Annotated in this window: 13 protein-coding genes and 1 rRNA gene (1 of these 14 only partly in view); 7 read left to right on the top strand and 7 right to left on the bottom strand. The window is 35.0% G+C overall.

Features of this window, described 5'->3' with window-relative positions; translation table 11 throughout:
• The first annotated feature begins 3 nt into the window (after positions 1–3).
• Entirely contained in the window at positions 4–1,668 is a 1,665-nt protein-coding gene (locus JJL45_RS15405) for an alpha-amylase family glycosyl hydrolase (RefSeq protein WP_068604804.1), read from the top strand.
• A 357-nt stretch (positions 1,669–2,025) separates the two neighbouring features.
• Here JJL45_RS15405 and lysS read toward each other — a convergent pair whose 3' ends face one another.
• Entirely contained in the window at positions 2,026–3,717 is a 1,692-nt protein-coding gene (gene lysS / locus JJL45_RS15400) for a lysine--tRNA ligase (RefSeq protein WP_068604802.1), read from the bottom strand.
• Positions 3,718–3,987: 270 nt separating this feature from the next.
• Between lysS and JJL45_RS15395 the strand changes: the two genes are divergently transcribed.
• Positions 3,988–4,152, top strand: a complete 165-nt coding sequence (locus tag JJL45_RS15395; protein ID WP_082935990.1) for a YqaE/Pmp3 family membrane protein — start codon at positions 3,988–3,990, stop codon at positions 4,150–4,152.
• A 67-nt stretch (positions 4,153–4,219) separates the two neighbouring features.
• Here the strand turns inward: JJL45_RS15395 and JJL45_RS15390 are convergent, their stop codons facing one another.
• Positions 4,220–4,921 carry a hypothetical protein gene (locus JJL45_RS15390; RefSeq protein ID WP_068604800.1) on the bottom strand — a complete coding sequence of 234 codons (702 nt, stop codon included), beginning with the start codon at positions 4,919–4,921 and terminating at the stop codon, positions 4,220–4,222.
• A gap of 243 nt (positions 4,922–5,164) precedes the next feature.
• Between JJL45_RS15390 and lipB the strand changes: the two genes are divergently transcribed.
• Positions 5,165–5,869 (top strand): lipoyl(octanoyl) transferase LipB, encoded by a 705-nt coding sequence (gene lipB / locus JJL45_RS15385; protein ID WP_068604798.1) that lies wholly within the window; start codon positions 5,165–5,167, stop codon positions 5,867–5,869.
• A gap of 94 nt (positions 5,870–5,963) precedes the next feature.
• Here the strand turns inward: lipB and JJL45_RS15380 are convergent, their stop codons facing one another.
• Together JJL45_RS15380 and JJL45_RS15375 are read right to left on the bottom strand one after the other, a co-directional pair.
• Entirely contained in the window at positions 5,964–6,917 is a 954-nt protein-coding gene (locus tag JJL45_RS15380) for a bile acid:sodium symporter family protein (protein WP_068604797.1), read from the bottom strand.
• Between the two features lie 84 nt (positions 6,918–7,001).
• Complete coding sequence (locus JJL45_RS15375; protein ID WP_068604795.1) at positions 7,002–7,586, bottom strand: acetate uptake transporter; 585 nt, start codon at positions 7,584–7,586, stop codon at positions 7,002–7,004.
• Between the two features lie 211 nt (positions 7,587–7,797).
• On the opposite strand from JJL45_RS15375, the gene JJL45_RS15370 reads away from it, so the two are divergent.
• Complete coding sequence (locus JJL45_RS15370) at positions 7,798–8,565, top strand: OmpA family protein (protein WP_068604793.1); 768 nt, start codon at positions 7,798–7,800, stop codon at positions 8,563–8,565.
• Between the two features lie 23 nt (positions 8,566–8,588).
• On the top strand, positions 8,589–9,005 hold the full coding sequence (locus JJL45_RS15365) for a LapA family protein (RefSeq protein WP_068604791.1): 417 nt from the start codon (positions 8,589–8,591) through the stop codon (positions 9,003–9,005).
• An 89-nt stretch (positions 9,006–9,094) separates the two neighbouring features.
• Here the strand turns inward: JJL45_RS15365 and JJL45_RS15360 are convergent, their stop codons facing one another.
• Genes JJL45_RS15360 through JJL45_RS15350 form a run of 3 tightly spaced genes read right to left on the bottom strand, consistent with a single transcriptional unit; the run spans position 9,095 to position 13,253 of the window.
• Positions 9,095–10,144, bottom strand: a complete 1,050-nt coding sequence (locus JJL45_RS15360; protein WP_068604789.1) for a nucleoid-associated protein — start codon at positions 10,142–10,144, stop codon at positions 9,095–9,097.
• A gap of 27 nt (positions 10,145–10,171) precedes the next feature.
• Positions 10,172–12,601: a ribonuclease HII gene (locus JJL45_RS15355; protein ID WP_068604788.1), complete on the bottom strand. Its 2,430-nt coding sequence runs from the start codon at positions 12,599–12,601 to the stop codon at positions 10,172–10,174.
• Between the two features lie 52 nt (positions 12,602–12,653).
• Entirely contained in the window at positions 12,654–13,253 is a 600-nt protein-coding gene (locus JJL45_RS15350; RefSeq protein ID WP_068604786.1) for a ribonuclease HII, read from the bottom strand.
• Between the two features lie 429 nt (positions 13,254–13,682).
• Here JJL45_RS15350 and JJL45_RS15345 point away from each other — a divergent pair, with 429 nt between their 5' ends.
• Together JJL45_RS15345 and JJL45_RS15340 are read left to right on the top strand one after the other, a co-directional pair.
• Positions 13,683–15,677 carry a putative porin gene (locus tag JJL45_RS15345; protein WP_068604950.1) on the top strand — a complete coding sequence of 665 codons (1,995 nt, stop codon included), beginning with the start codon at positions 13,683–13,685 and terminating at the stop codon, positions 15,675–15,677.
• An 853-nt stretch (positions 15,678–16,530) separates the two neighbouring features.
• Positions 16,531–17,290: ribosomal RNA gene (locus JJL45_RS15340) — 16S ribosomal RNA — on the top strand (it continues 761 nt past the right edge of the window).

Genomic DNA, 17,290 nt, shown 5'->3' with positions numbered 1-17,290 from the left:
GATATGCTTAAATTAGGATCACTTTTTATTTTAGGAATGCTATTCGTAGGATGTCAAAATCAACAACAAAAGCTAAAGGAATCCGAGGCTGTGCCTTTTGATTGGGATGCAGCAACCATATATTTCATGCTTACTGATAGGTTTAATAATGGTGATAATACAAACGATGTGAATTTTAACCGCAATAAAGAAACAGGCGTTTTACGTGGTTTTGAAGGTGGCGATATTAAAGGTGTTATCGAAAAAATTGAAGCAGGCTATTTTACAAAACTGGGGGTGAATGCCATTTGGATGACGCCCATTGTAGAACAAATTCATGGCGGCACCGATGAAGGGACTGGGGTAACTTACGGTTATCATGGCTATTGGACTAAAGATTGGACCAACCTAGATCCTAATTTTGGAACCAAAGCCGATTTAAAACATCTTGTTGAGGTTGCGCATAAAAACGGCATCCGTATTGTTTTAGATGCCGTAATAAATCATACAGGGCCAGTAACCGAAGATGATTCTGTTTGGCCAGACGATTGGGTGCGTACAGGACCTGCTTGCGATTATCATAATTTCGAAAGTACGGTAACTTGTACGCTGGTTGAAAACTTACCAGATATAAGAACAGAAAGCAACGAAAATGTAGAGCTTCCAAAGCAATTGGTGGAAAAATGGAAAGCAGAAGGACGCTACGAGCAAGAAATTGCCGAATTGGATGCCTTTTTTGAAAAAACAGGTTACCCCAGAGCACCCCGATTTTATATCATGAAATGGTTGGCCGATTATGTTACAGAATTTGGTATTGACGGTTACCGTGTAGATACCGTAAAACATACCGAAGCTTATGTTTGGCAAGAATTCAGAAAAGTTTTGGATGCCGCTTTCGCTGATTTTAAAACCAATAACCCTGAAAAAGTTTTGGATGCTAACGTTTTTTATTTAGTTGGCGAAGTTTATAACTACGGAATAAGCGCCACGAAAGCATTCGATTTTGGTGATAAAAAAGTAAATTATTTCGATAAGGCTTTCAATCAGTTAATCAATTTTGAATTTAAGTGGGATGCGCAGCAATTGGATTATGAGACCATGTTTTCTAAATACGATACATTACTTCATAACGACTTAAAAGGATATAGCGTATTAAACTACTTAACGTCCCATGACGACGGACAGCCATTCGATCTTAAACGAGAAAAATCCTTTGAAACGGCTACAAAACTATTATTATCACAAGGGGCGGCTCAAATATATTACGGCGACGAATCGGCTAGGGTTTTACATGCCGAAGGGACAGTAGGCGATGCTAATTTGCGAACGTTTATGAATTGGGAGGCTGTCAAATCAAATTCAGAAACACAAGCTGTTTTAGCGCATTGGCAAAAACTTGGGCAATTTAGGGCAAAGCATCCAGCAGTAGGAGCAGGTAAGCATCACATGATCTCTAAATCACCTTACGTGTTTTCTAGAAAGTATGCCAAAGAAGGGTTTAGTGATAAGGTTGTGATCGGTTTAAATCTAGATAAAGGTCATAAAACGATTACAGTTTCAGAGGTGTTTTTAGAAGGTGACATCATTCGTGATTATTACTCTGGAACAACGTCAAAAGTGATAAATGGTACAGTTAATATAAATTCTGAGTTTGATATGGTTCTGCTAGAATCTTTAAGAGGAAACTAAGTTAGACACCGTGAGGTTGCCTAAATAGTTAAGCTATGTGGCAAGTTGAGCTTGTCGAAACTCATATCTGATTACATAATTATTAAAAAAATTAACAAATTACATTAGCTATCTTAATGAAAGTATAAAGTTAGCTAACAATGCTGTTAAACATTTCTAAATTCCTTAACCACATCGTAGATATTTCTTCTCTTTGTAGAGTAATTGGTTTAAAACAAAATAATATTAAAAAGTTCCTCCTAAAACGACTTTTTAATTTAAAATATATTGGTTTAAGAATTATGTTTAGTTGTTAGTTAGTTAACAAAAAAGCCGGGGTGGTTCCCGGCTTTTTTATTTTATATATGGTTATAGAACTTAAAGTAGTTCTACAAATAAGCCATCATCGGTATTTTCAACTTTAGCCAATTTGTTTTTTGTTAATTCTTTAATGGTTTTATCCCATTTTTTATTCGATAAACCAGACTGTGTTTTTAAATCTGTTAACGCTAATTTTTCAGCCTTCTTTAAAAGATCTAAAACAGCTTTGCCTTCATCACTTAAAGCAACCGCTTTTTTCTCTGGTCGCATTTGTGGGAAGAATAAAACTTCTTGAATCGATTGGTTATTGGTTAAAAACATAATTAATCGGTCCATACCAATACCCATTCCAGAAGTAGGAGGCATACCGTATTCTAAAGCACGTAAAAAGTCGTGGTCTATAAATTCGGTAGCTTCATCATCACCCTTTTCAGCAAGTTTTAATTGGTGTTCAAAACGCTCACGCTGATCAATAGGGTCGTTTAACTCCGAGTAAGCATTTGCAATTTCTTTACCACAAACCATGAGTTCAAAACGCTCGGTTAACTCAGGGTTGTCACGGTGTTCTTTACATAGCGGACTCATTTCTTTAGGGTAGTCGGTAATGAAAGTTGGTTGAATGTAGTTGCCCTCACATTTCTCTCCAAAAATTTCATCAATTAATTTCCCTTTACCCATAGTCTCGTCTACTTCAACACCAAGGTCTTTTGCGGCTTGTCTAATTTCGTCTTCTGTTTTTCCTGTAATGTCAAAGCCAGTAAATTCTTTAATAGAATCGGCCATAGTGACACGCGCATAAGGGGCTTTGAAGTTTATTTCATGTTCACCAAATTTTACGGTAGTCGACTCGTTAACAACCATAGCGCAATACTCTAATAAACGCTCACAGAAATCCATCATCCAGTTGTAATCCTTATAGGCTACGTAAATTTCCATAGCTGTAAATTCTGGATTATGCGTGCGGTCCATACCTTCATTTCTAAAGTTCTTAGAAAATTCGTAAACACCATCAAAACCACCAACAATCAATCTTTTTAAATACAATTCATTGGCAATTCGCATGTATAAAGGCACATCTAAAGCATTGTGATGTGTTATAAATGGTCTTGCAGCTGCACCTCCAGGAATAGGTTGTAATACCGGTGTTTCAACTTCAAAATAACCAGAGTTATTAAAAAAAGAACGCATCGCATTAAACAACTTGGTCCGTTTCATAAAGACATCTTTAACATGAGGATTTACCACTAAATCGGCATAACGTTGTCTGTAACGTTGTTCTGGATCGGTAAAAGCATCGTAAACAACACCATCCTTTTCTTTGGGAAGCGGAAGCGGTTTTAAAGCCTTACTCAACAGAGTGAAATCTTTTACTCTAACCGATTTTTCACCTACTTTAGTTTTAAATAATTCGCCTTCAATACCAACAAAATCACCAAAATCTAAAAGCTTTTTAAAAACTTCGTTGTATTTAACTTTGTCTTCACCAGGGCAAATTTCATCACGGTTAAAATAGACCTGTATTTTACCTTCAGCATCTTGTAACTGTGCAAAACTAGCCTTTCCTTGCACCTTTATCATCATTAAACGTCCTGCAATCGTAACAGGTTTGCCTTCTTCAAAATCGTTTTTAACTTCTCTAGAAGTATGATTTACAGGATATAAATCTGCTGGATAAGGATTGATTCCTAACTCACGCAGTTTTGCTAATTTCTCTCTTCTTACAAGCTCTTGTTCAGATAATTGTGCCATACTTTAAATATGATGTGAAAATTTTTAAGGCACAAATATAATCATTTGATTTCCGATTTACACTTTATGATTTATGAATTTTAAGGGCGTTACACTCCCGATCCCAATCGGGAGGTCGGGCTATACGCTGCAATCTTTTTATTCGTACCTCACAAAAAGGATTTCCGCTGCTATCCCTAACGCAGCGCTGTCGTTTTTAGGAAATTTAATGTAACGTTTAAACGTTTTAAGCGTCATAAAGGTAGTCGTCAATCAAAAGAATAACAACACATGAGTTTTTGGAGAGTTTTATTGTCAATTATATGTCCGCCATTAGCCGTTATAGGCAAAGGTTGTGGCTCGGTATTAATCGTATTTTTATTATGGCTTTGCGGTTGGGTACCTGGTGTTATTGCTGCTTTGGTTATTTTAAACAATCCGAAGTACGCAAATTAAAGGCATAAAAAAGTCTGAAACATGTCAATTACATTTCAGACTTTTTTATTAAAATAAATGGTATGTTCTAATATTTTGAGAACGCAGTGAGTTCATCCTTGCTTTCAATTTTTCCATTTTTATTATAAGTTTCTTGTTTTACAAGTCCAACTCCTTTGGCTATCCATTGTTTCGATTTGGAGTTTTTTGTTACGAGCATATGTATTTCTGTTTCTTGCTCTATTATAAAACAATCAAAAGTTCCTGCAGCTACGGTTACTTTTTTTTTTCCAGTCACTTTACGATTATAGGTTTTTACTTTAAAGGCCATGTTCATGGCCCCAGTTTTAATATCCATATCTAATACATTGTCAGGAAGGGTTTTACCAACACTTAGGTTGTTAGGAATAACCATTTTTGTGCCGTTAATGTCTAAATCGATATCTTTTCCCGCTAGTTCAGCAGCCATCTTTTTGCTAATCATGGAATTCATATCAATTTCAACGGCATCTTCAGTACAGATCATATCATAATTCCCACTAATAGTTTCTTCACCTTTATCATCGGTCATAGTCACGTGGATAGTCGTTGTATTTCCAGAGGTTTCTATAATTTCATAAGCGTCTGTAGAAACTACTTTATTTTTTTTGTCGTAGTGTGCTATTTCATACTTTGTACCTTTTGTTGTAGGATAATAATCACTGCAACTCTGCGCATTCATAACGGTTGAAGAAGTCAGTATCCAAAAAAATAAAAGGGTAGAACTTAATGTTTTTAATGTGCTTTTCATTTTAATTAAAATTATAATTGCAATTAAAGATAGTCATTTAATTACCTCGTTTAATGGTTGTTTGAAAGATTTTCTTTCAAAAGCACCTGATTCCCGTCAATCTGCTTTTATTGGTTTTTAATAATTACCTTTGCACCACGCATTGCGTAGAGGTGTTTTAGAATCGTCAAACAGTTATCTTATTTAGGTTTAAATTATAGTGTTGTTTTTTAGAAGGTTCAGAATAATAATCATAATAAGCTAGTGAATAAAGAAGTTAAAGTTCAAGAATTAGGTGTTAAAGATTACAAGGAAACTTGGGATTATCAAGAAGCTATTTTTAAAGAGATTGTCGATTTAAAAATTAAAAATAGAAGAGAAGATACCGCCTTAGCTACGCCCAATTATTTGTTGTTTGTAGAACATCCTCATGTGTACACTCTAGGAAAGAGCGGCGACATGTCTAACTTACTTTTAAGTGAAGCGCAACTTACCGAAAAAGGTGCTGCTTTTTATAAAATAAATAGAGGAGGCGATATTACTTATCATGGTCCCGGACAAATTGTAGGCTATCCCATTTTAGATTTAGAAAACTTTTTTACCGATATCCATAAGTACTTACGATTGTTAGAGGAAATGATTATTCTAACGCTGGCCGATTACGGTTTAAAATCCGAACGTAGCCCTGGTGAAACAGGAGTATGGCTAGATGTAGGCACACCATTTGCGCGTAAAATTTGTGCCATGGGAGTACGTGCCAGTCGCTGGGTTACTATGCATGGCTTCGCTTTAAACGTCAATGCCGATTTAGGCTATTTCGATAATATTATTCCCTGTGGAATACGAGGTAAAGCCGTAACCTCTTTAAATGTAGAATTAGGAAAATCTAAAGTAGACGAAGCTGAAGTAAAAGAAAAATTACGAAAACATTTCAAAACCCTTTTTGAAGCCAAGCTAATAACGGTCTAACTACGAACTCCTTCAACTTCTCTGCATCCCCTTAATCCCCTTAATCTTCTTAACTACTTCAACTCCTCATCTTCTTCAACTTCTTATTAACTCCTTATCTCCTCCCCAACCGCGAAGCAATTATGCTAATTATAAAAATTTGAAAGGCATGAAACAGCATAAGCGGTAGTAAAATCATACCAATAGGGAATGTTGCAGGAAATAATATTTCGGCGAAAACCGTTCCATGAACCAAGGATTTTTTAGTACCACAAAATTGCGCTGTAATTTGATCTTCCCTGTTAAATTTTAATGCTTTAGCAATAAATCCGATAAGGAAATAGATCGTGTAAAAAAGCAAAATTAGCAGCGCGGCAATGATTAACAAATCGATTAAACTTATACTACTAAAAATATTGTCTTCAAAGGAGTGCACAAAGCTCTTGTAAATAATTAAAAGAATAACAAGTTTATCGAATGTGGTTAATTGACTCTTGTATTTTGCTGCAAAATGTCTTCCAAAACGCTGTAGAAGAATCCCTAAAAAAACGGGGGCAATGATGGTTATTATTAATTTGGTGTAAATTTCTGTTAAATCGAAATCCGCCGTACTTGGAGGAATAAAAAGCTCCATCCAAAGCGGTGTAATCATAATACCGATAAGTCCTGAAATACTAGCATTAAAAATAGCGGCAGGCACATTGCCTTTAGCAATGGATACCATAACAACCGACGATGATACGGTAGAAGGTAAAGCGCCTAAAAACAGAAACGAAAGCCATAAATTTTCAGCTTCTTCAGAATAAATAAATGGTTTTGCCGCGAGAATGATTAAGGGAAATAGTAAAAATGTAGAAGTCTGTACAACTAAGTGAAGCTTCCAGTTTTTTAACCCAGATTTAATCTTATCCGGACTTAATTTTAATCCGTAAAAAAAGAAAATTAAAGAAACACCTATAGTGCCTAACAAGTCCAAAGGCACAGGACTTGAAGAACTTCCTAATTGCGGAAAAAAATACGCGGTGATAATGGTGGCTATTATAGCCAATACAAAACGATCAATTTTCATTTAGTGCAAAGGTTTGTCATAAAAAAACCATTTTTAAAAGAGATTAAAAAATGGTTTTAGTATGGCTAAAATAATACTTATTATCTAGTCTATCGCTCCAATAGGAAGTATCACCTTTTTATATAATTCATTTATCACTTGCGCCATTCCTGTATAGATGGCCGAAAACCCACATATTATACCAACACAACCGGCAATAAGGGCTATTGTTACGTTATGTGTATAATCGCCTATTGCTAATAAAAATAATAAGAGTGTTAAAGAGGCAAATACAAATTGTAGTGCTCTGCTAATTTTTAAAGTACCTATAAATAAGGCTCCAGTAAAAATCCCCCACATGACTAAATAGGAAACTAATGAGTCATTTTCTGGAGCTGTGGTTAAACCTGTTTTAGGTAAAAGCACTAAAGCAGCAAAGCTTAACCAGAAAAACCCGTAAGAAGTAAAAGCGGTAGTTGCGAAGGTATTTCCCTTTTTCCATTCCATAATTCCTGCAATAACTTGGGCTAGGCCACCATAAAAAATACCCATACCTAATATCATGGCGTCTAGTTTAAACAGTCCTATATTGTGTAGATTTAATAGCACCGTAGTCATACCAAAGGCTAACAACCCTAAAGGTGCGGGATTTGCAGTTGTATCGATTATTTGTGTTGTTTTGTTTTCCATTAGAAATATTTTTAGGCTGCGAAATTAGAGTATAATATCATTGAAAAACATGAGCGTTGTTAGGTGATATAATAATTTTAATAAAGTGATACTAATATTGAAGTGTTTCTTTGAACCGTATCGTAGGTGTTACTCATCGTTTTGCGGAAGAATATGTTTATATCTTATCGTTTTTTTCGTACATTGATGCGAAATACTAAAAACCATTAAAATGAAAAAAACATTAGCTTTCTTACTATGTATTCTTTTTCTACTCTTGGCTTGGTTTAGCTGGGGTTGGTATAAAGATACCGTAGTGTGTTGTGCGGAACCCGAACCGGTTGTCGAGTATGGGCCGTTAATTTTTGATTGTGCCACTGGTGCTATAATTACCAATGAAAAATGGCCAGCTAAAAAACAAGAAATTTTAGATGCTCAAGTAGCAGGTAAAAAATTACTTTTAGTAGGACCTTATTTTACAGGAGAAGATGAGCAAGCAGGATTTGATCGTGCAAATAAAGTAAAAGCTTTATTCACCGAATTACCTGCAGAGGATATCGAAATAGATGCACGAGCCGCAAGCGATTGTGAAGTAACTAAAGTGAAAATGCTTCATGAACTTAAATACAAATGGGTGACTCGAAATGAAGATGTTATGGAGCACTTCGGTACTACCATGGTGTTTTACAAATATGATTCTACCGAAGAAGAAGCAAACGAAAGTGTTTTAGCTTATTTCCAAGAATTGGCAACTTTCTTAAAAGATTCTGGAGACCATATCAAATTAGTTGGGCATACCGATAGTGATGGTGCTGCCGAGTATAATGAAGATCTTGGACTTAAACGTGCTAACGAATATAAATCACATTTAGTGAGTTTAGGCGTTGCAGAAGATAAAATTACCGTAGAGTCTAAAGGTGAAACCATGCCGCTTAAACCTAACGATTCTCCAGAAAATAAAAGACTTAACCGACGTGTAGAAGTACACATCACCAAATAACAATTAACCAAAAAAAATAAATTATGAGATTATTACAAATAAGTACGACCGCTTGCGATGGATCTGATGTGTTTTGGCCATGGTTTTTATGGCTTTTAGGAGCTTTTATATTAGGATTTCTTTTAGGCTGGCTTCTAAAATCGATTTTTGGATGCGGTTCAAAAGAAGAAAAAGAAACTTATATAAAACAAGATTTAACGAAAGTTGAAGGCATTGGGCCAAAAATTGAAGGTTTATTAAATGATAGAGGTATTATCAGTTATAAACAACTTTCAAATACAACTATTGAGTTTCTTGAAAATATGCTCGTAGAAGCAGGACCTGCTTTTATAACACATAGAGGTATGACTAGAACTTGGCCAGCTCAAGCTAACCTAGCCGATCACGGTGAGTGGGAAGAGCTTAAAAATTGGCAAACGGTGTTAAAAGGTGGTGTATAACCATTATAACACACACTTTATCAACTAAACCGAGAAAAGCCATCTAAATTTTATTTAGATGGCTTTTTGATTTATACTATGAGTATCAATTAATCTTCCGCGTTGAAAAATACTTTGTAGTAGTGCATTTTTTTCTCCTCGTCGTATCCGCGTTCTAAATATTCAGCAGAAGCATCAGGCGCATCAATATCGAGTTTTATTTGAATATTAGTATCCAACTTAATATCGGTTTTAATTTTGCGCTTTTCTTTGGTTACAACAGCTTCAGCGACGTCAAACTGATTTCTAATGATGAGGTTTTGGGCACCTTCAAACTCCTTTTTGTAATCATCAAACTGTTGTTTGTGCTTGTCTTCTTCAAAAAGCTCTTCTTTAAAACGTTCAACATTAACCACTTCATTTTCTTTAAAAAAATCGATGGTTTTGGCTAAAAAGCTATTTTTTTCCTGAGCACCATAACTGGTTTGAATTATTTCTGTTGAAAACTCTTTACAAAGCTCTATGTATTGCTGGGTGTGGTTGTTCGCATCATCGGCGTATTTAATATTCAGGAAGTGGTTAATCCAATACTGAGCATCATAACTATTATTGTCTACACTTAGTATGATATTGCCTTCACCATCACTTTGATTTAAAATCAAGCAACCTTTATCAACCTTTCTAGAACTGATACCTTTTTGTACCAATACATCGTAACTATTATCTTCTAAATAAGTTTGAAAGAAATTCACTTTACTTTCAATTTTAAATATACCAACAGCATTGGTTGTGATATCTTGAAATTCGATGCCTTCAAACATCACCACTAAAACATCTCCGGTTTTTATTTGTGAAGAATTTGATTGTTCATATAAATGAGTCACAATATGTTTTGAAATATCAACAAAGGCTTCTTCATCATTAAATAATTGTGCCGCATAGCTGTTAATTTCATTTAATGAAATATTAGAATGATGATTAAAACGGTAACTCTGCACCACGCTACCAAATGGTTTTAACAAAAAAGGAAGCATGAGTTCATAGCTAGCTTCATCGAAATCTACCGTTTTCTCGGAAAAAGCATTTTTAGTATCGTTGAATTTATTACCAACTTTATGAATTATAAATTGAGAAATTGAAGCGTTTTTTCTAGAAATCATGAGTGCGTTTTTAGGAATGCAATAGTATTAATTAATTTGATACATAATGATGGAATTATCATCTCCTTTTGTTACAAATTCCAGTTTGTTGTCTTTGTCGATTTGCTCCAGTGCTATCGGACCATTTCCGTAAACAGGGAAATTTGGTAAAAGTTCCGACTGGCTGTCAAAAAGATATACTTTATGAGCTTGTATGTCGGTGGTCGATACATATATTTTATTGTTTATGTAAAACAAACTTGGCTTTGTGTATTGTCCGAAATCTAACTCTATAGTTTTGTCTTTGATGGTAAGTTTGTTTTCACTTTGAGCAACAAGGGTTTTGCTTGTGGTTTGTAATCCGTGATTTTCCGATAGATTTAAGTTTTGTTTAGACATGCCTCCTTTGGGATCTGTGGAAACTAAATGACCATCGGTGGAAGTACTTGTGAAATTGCCGTTGTATAAAAATACAGGTTCATCTGAAAAACTATGGAACTCTTGTGTTTTTACGCGGGTTTTTCCTGTTCGGTTTAAAATATGCAGCTTGGTTTTTGTTTTAAAAACAATATAATCTTTGCCAGAAATTCTAAAGTGTTCTGGTTTGCAAATAATGTCGCTATTTGTCGATTTATAAGTAAAACCTTTTACATGCGATCCTTTTCCATCATACATAATCAGGTTTTTACCTTGCGTCACTAATAAACGGTAGTTTTTACGGTTATCATAATCGAAAACAGCTAAAGGTTGCGTGATTTTATCGTTAAATTTTAAAGCGAACGGTTTAACTTCTTTTCCGTTGCGGTCTAAAACATATACTCTGTTTGGTGTAGCGAAAGCAAGTTGCAGTCTGCCGTTTTTGTACATATCAATTTGCTCGATACGACCTAAAACAGGACCTTGAAGTTGTTTTTTCCAAAGTATTCTTCCGCCATTAGATATTAAATACAAGTTGTTGTTAACATCTTGAACAACAATTTCCTGTTGATTCGTAATGTGGTTTTTTACAAATTGAGGCTGATTTAGTAAATGGTCATCAAGCTTAATATTAAGTTCTTCCGAAATAGAATGGTCTGATACCTTCGTTTTGTTTTTCTGAATAACGCCATTAACATGAGCAAAATTATTGTCGTAAATAAATTGAACTAAAGATGCGTTGTACTGCGAAACATCAAAATTTTCGCTGTTTTCAAAGTTGCGGTTTAAAATAGATTTTAAAGTCGTGCCATTATTAAACTGTAGTATAGAAGCGGCATCACTTATAGCGTAATGGCTGTTTTGGTATAAGTCTTTTTCGGCAAGCGTGGTTTTATTTTGATAATTCGATATGATGTTTTGAAGCATCTCGGTATCGTTAGCAAACACAAAAAACTGATCTAAAACACAATATTTCGTCGCTTGGCTAAAAGTGATTAGTGGGGAAAACATCTGTTTGAATAACTCTGGCTGACTAAAATCGTAAATGTTTATTTCTCTATACTGGTCAGTAATAGTTTGTTCTCCTAAAAGCGCATCATTGGTGGCAATAACATCGATAGAGTTTAAAACAATAGCACGCTTGTCGTCTTCATAAATAGAGCCTATTTCAATAACATCATTAAATAAAGCAGATGTAGTAATAGAGTCTTGATGTTTATACGCAGCCATGTTCTTTTCAAAAGTTTTGAAATTATCAAAAGTCATGCTTAGAAAACCATCACAATTTGATGGTGCCACATGCTGGATTTGATTTTCCTGTGGTACGGTTCCTTTGAAAATATTAATTAAACTTTGAGTCGAATCGTTGGCTTTAGAAATACCGTTAAATAAAATGTTATTCTGATTTAGGTCTACATCCAGTGCTAAATATTCTGAAAAATCATTAAAAAGAATTGAGTCTTGTATAAATAAGGATTTAAGAAAAGTGTTTTCTGGTTTAATTATAAGTGAGAATGTTTTGTCGCTAGCCGTTGTACGGTATATTTTTTTTAGAGCTTCATCTTTAGGGGCGTTTTCAAAAACAGCTTCAACAAGTGCTTTCGATGAAGATGCGAAAAAGGTGCTGTCAATCACGGCGCTATAAAAAGTAGCATCATTAATGGTCGATTTAATAATGGTTTTCTTTTTATAAATAAGAGACTCTTCAATATAATTAGGAATGGAATCTGTAGTAAATAAAGTTTTATTGTACTTGGTTACAACCGAAAATTGTAAACTGTCATGATCATCTTTAGATAGACAAATTAATGCTTCACCCTGAGGTTTTAAATAAGAAATATTTTCTAATTTCTTTTCTAAATCCGCAAAAGCAGTCGTTTTAGAAATTTTATTAAGAAAATCATTGTTTCTAATACCACTTTTTGCCCTGTTTAGTTCTTGGGCTTTAATGATAATAGCTGTGTTTTTAGGAGCAAAATCAAGCAGTTCAGAACGTTTAGTATTAGCATTATTACAGCTAATTAGTAAGGTAAGGAGTAGGGGGATGCAAAAAAATCTCATGGGTTGCAAATGTTTCTACAAACCTAATATATTTTTTAGTGCCTTTAAAACCTTATATCTTTAACTTTAACTGTTCTGGTAATAATCTGAACGATTTTCGGTGGTATTTAGTAACACCGTATTTTTTTATGGCTTCCCGATGTTCTTTGGTAGGGTAACCTTTATTTTTTTTCCAATTATACATGGGGTATTCTTCATGGATGGCATCCATATAAAGGTCTCTATAAGTTTTTGCTAAAACGGATGCTGCAGCAATGCTTAAATATTTACCGTCACCTTTAATAATGGTTTCATGTGGAATATTGGGATAGTCTTTAAATTTGTTGCCATCTACAATAATAAATTCTGGAATTGTTGTTAGTTGAGCAATCGATTCATGCATAGCAAGAATAGAGGCATTTAAAATATTGATATCGTCTATTTTTTCTTGAAACACATGTGAAACGGCGAAATTCAAAGCTTGCTCTTCGATAATAGGTTTTAAAAACATGCGTTTTTTTTCGCTAATTTGCTTCGAATCGTTTAGTATGGCATTATTGAATTTTTCAGGCAATATCACCGCAGCAGCCGTCACAGGTCCTGCTAAACAGCCACGCCCCGCTTCATCGGTACCACATTCTAAAATTAAACCGGAATGATTATTTAATAACATGGGGCTAAAATATTGAATATTTATTATTGCCTATTGATTATTTATTATTAATCCTACCTCTATAACTATATGTTTTCAATAGTCGCTAGCCTAGCATATAGCGTACAGTCTACATTATACAGCATTTATTATTTATTATAGCCTATTGATTATTAACCTTCCCTCAATAGTTCCATGTTTTTTATAGTGGTCTGTCTAGCATATTGCTTCAGCATAGAGCCTAATACCATCTCTGAAACTTTGTGACTTTGCAACTCTGAAGCTTCCTTCCTTCAGCTATAAGCATTCAGCCTAAGTCCTCCAACTCTTGGTCTTTCTCAATATTTAAAATAATTTCATGCTCTTTACGTTCAAATAATTACTTTTGCTTCGAGAAAATAATGTTTGAGCGCTGCATCGATGTCGTTGGCGTTTACCTATAAGTTTAATATGATTGTAACGTTAAGAGTGCATACTAAAAAAAGGAACCGACAATTTACCACCATATTTTTAGTTTCGATATTTCTTTTGTTTGCCAACGTTATTGTGGCTCAAGTGAAACCTTTTGGGCCACCGAGTCGAGATTCTATTAGTACAGTGAGCTCCAATGGAGAGTTGGGGAATAAAAAAAAAGTGAGGAAAAAAGGAGATATCGATCAATATCAAATCATATCTCGAGAAAACGATACCACATTTGTTGATACCACTTTAAGTATTCAAAAAGATTATAAGTTTAATTACCTTAGAAAAGATAATTTCGGTTTGATTCCTTTTTCAAACCTTGGACAAACCTATAATACCTTAAGTTATAATTTTGAAAGCACCCAGTTAATGCCATTATTTGGTGCGCGAGCAAGGCACTTTAACTACATGGAAGTTGAAGATATCAATTATTACCGCGTGCCTACGCCGCTTACAGAATTGTTTATGAAAACAGCTTTCGAGCAAGGGCAGTTAGTCGATTCGTTTTTTACTGCAAACATGACTCCTGGCTTTAATTTTTCTATCGCCTATAAAGGTTTGCGTTCGCTAGGGAAATACCAGCATTTATTAACCAGTACAGGTAATTTCAGATTTACCTTTAATTATGCGACAAAAAATAACCGTTACCATGCACGTGGGCATTGGGTAACGCAAGATCTAATGAATCAAGAAAATGGCGGGTTAGACGATGCCAGTGTTATTAATTTCGAAAGTGGTAACCCCGAGTATTCCGACCGTTCCATATTAGAAGTGGGTTTTGAAGACGCCGAAAATATAGTAGTAGGTAAGCGTTATTATTTCGACCATAACTACAAAATTATCAACCAAAACGATTCTATTGCCAAAAATGAGTTAAGGGTGAATCATGTGATATCCGCCGAAAGCAAATATTACGAATATCAACAAACCACAGCAAATACAGAGTACTTTGGTAGCGCTTTCAATTCCACGAATTTGTCCGATAAAGTTACTCTAAAAACCTTGTATAATGAGTTGCAGTTAAATTATAATAACAACTTAATTGGAGATCTTCAGTTTAATGCCAGTAATACTTATTATAATTATGGTTACGATCAATTGGTGGTAGTTAACGGTGAAACCATAATTAATAGATTAAAAGGAAGTACTACGGCAATAGGAGGGAAGTATCATAAACATTATCGCGGATTTGATTTAGTTGGCGATATAGGTGTGAATGTTGCGGGGGAGTTCGACGGTAATTATTTAAAAGGTGTAGCCTCTTTTAAACTGAATAATGATATTGAGGCAGTTGCTTCCATCAACCACAGTGCTAAGGCGCCAAATTTTAATACCCTGTTATATCAAAGTAATTATTTAGGGTACAATTGGGAAAACGATTTTTCTAATGTCGAAACCCAACAATTGGCTTTTAAGATAAACTCAGATAAATGGCTTAATGTCTCAGTCGATTATTCTACCATAAGCAATTATGTTTATTTTAAAGAGAATCCAACTTCAGGTCAGGTGTCTCCATTTCAAAATGATAAAACTATTGGCTACTTAAGACTTCGAGTGGGAAAAGAGTTTAAAGTAGGGAAGTTTGCACTTAACAATACTATAGAATACCAAAATGTAGATGATGAGAATTCGGTTTTAAACGTGCCAGAGTTCAATACAAGAAATACCCTGTATTTTTCTAGTCATATGTTTAACAAGGCTATGTTTTTACAAACAGGATTGACCTTTAATTACTTTACAAAGTATTATATGAATGCCTATAATCCAGTTTTAGCAGAGTTCTATGTTCAAAACGAAAGGGAATTTGGCAATTTTCCGAGATTCGACTACTTTGTAAATGTAAAAATTCGTCAAACCCGCCTATTCTTAAAAGCCGAACACTTCAATTCGTCATTTACCGGAAATAACTTTTATTCGGCACCTTATAACCCATACCGCGATTTCACCGTGCGTTTTGGTTTAGTGTGGAACTTTTTCCTTTAGTTTCTTTTTAATTAGCCTTTCGGCGGAAGGCACCGCAGTAATCTAATGGTATCTATATAATAGGAATATCCAAAACAAGTATCCAGCTTTCTTTTAGTCAGTGTTACATCTGAAGCGTTTTGGCTATTTGCAATAAGCTTTATGCTATATGCATGCGGCGTATAGTTAATAGCTCTCAATAATCATCTTTATTAAAGCTATTATTTAAATTGTAGTTCAGTATTTAGCACTATGAATACTGCGATAAAGATTAGGACGTGCAGTCTAAAGCCTTCAGCGTACTGCCTATGGCTTAAAGCATAACTCACACGTTTACTGAAAGTTAAAATCATCATCAAAAAAACTTGAAAAAAAAGCGATAAAAAGTTTGTTTAGGATTAGGAAAGGTTTGTATATTTGCACCCCGCTAACAAAGGCATGTGCCTATAAAGCGGAAGTTCATTGAGTGATTTTGGTATTAAGATAAGGTTAAAAAAACTTTAAAAAAATAATCAAAAAAAAATGTTGCTAGGTTCTAAAAAGGTTGTATGTTTGCAGCCGCTAAAAACAGCAGGTCTGTTAGAGGTTGAAAGTTCATAAAGTGATATTGGTTATTAAGATTTAAAGCGAAAAAAACTTTAAAAAAAATATCAAAAAACATTGTGAGTTAAAAAAAAGGGTTTTATATTTGCACCCGCTTAGCAAGGAAACGAGCTAAAGAAAAGAGAAATAAGTTCATAAACATATTGAATTGACAGCGTAAGAATTAAATTGGAAACGATTTAATTCAATAAAGAGAATAGACCATTTTGAGTACTAGAGATTCTAATTAGTTGTTAAAGTTGTTACCTTTTAGGTAGCACATAAAAATTTAACGATGAAGAGTTTGATCCTGGCTCAGGATGAACGCTAGCGGCAGGCCTAACACATGCAAGTCGAGGGGTAACATTGGTTGCTTGCAACCAGATGACGACCGGCGCACGGGTGCGTAACGCGTATGCAATCTACCTTTTGCTACTGGATAGCCCAGAGAAATTTGGATTAACACAGTATAGTATCATATTACTGCATGGTATTTATGATTAAAGGCTACGGCAGAAGATGAGCATGCGTCCTATTAGCTAGTTGGTGTGGTAACGGCACACCAAGGCAACGATAGGTAGGGGCCCTGAGAGGGGGATCCCCCACACTGGTACTGAGACACGGACCAGACTCCTACGGGAGGCAGCAGTGAGGAATATTGGACAATGGAGGCAACTCTGATCCAGCCATGCCGCGTGCAGGATGACTGCCCTATGGGTTGTAAACTGCTTTTATACAGGAAGAAACCGCTCTACGTGTAGAGCTCTGACGGTACTGTAAGAATAAGGATCGGCTAACTCCGTGCCAGCAGCCGCGGTAATACGGAGGATCCAAGCGTTATCCGGAATCATTGGGTTTAAAGGGTCCGTAGGTGGATGATTAAGTCAGGGGTGAAAGTTTGCAGCTCAACTGTAAAATTGCCCTTGATACTGGTTATCTTGAATCATTATGAAGTGGTTAGAATATGTAGTGTAGCGGTGAAATGCATAGATATTACATAGAATACCAATTGCGAAGGCAGATCACTAATAATGTATTGACACTGATGGACG

Source organism: Tamlana sp. s12 (genome assembly GCF_016767215.1).
In the GTDB taxonomy this organism is placed as follows: domain Bacteria; phylum Bacteroidota; class Bacteroidia; order Flavobacteriales; family Flavobacteriaceae; genus Pseudotamlana; species Pseudotamlana agarivorans.
The sequence above is the reverse complement of the archived record's forward strand: the minus strand, read 5'-3'. Positions and strand labels throughout refer to the sequence as shown.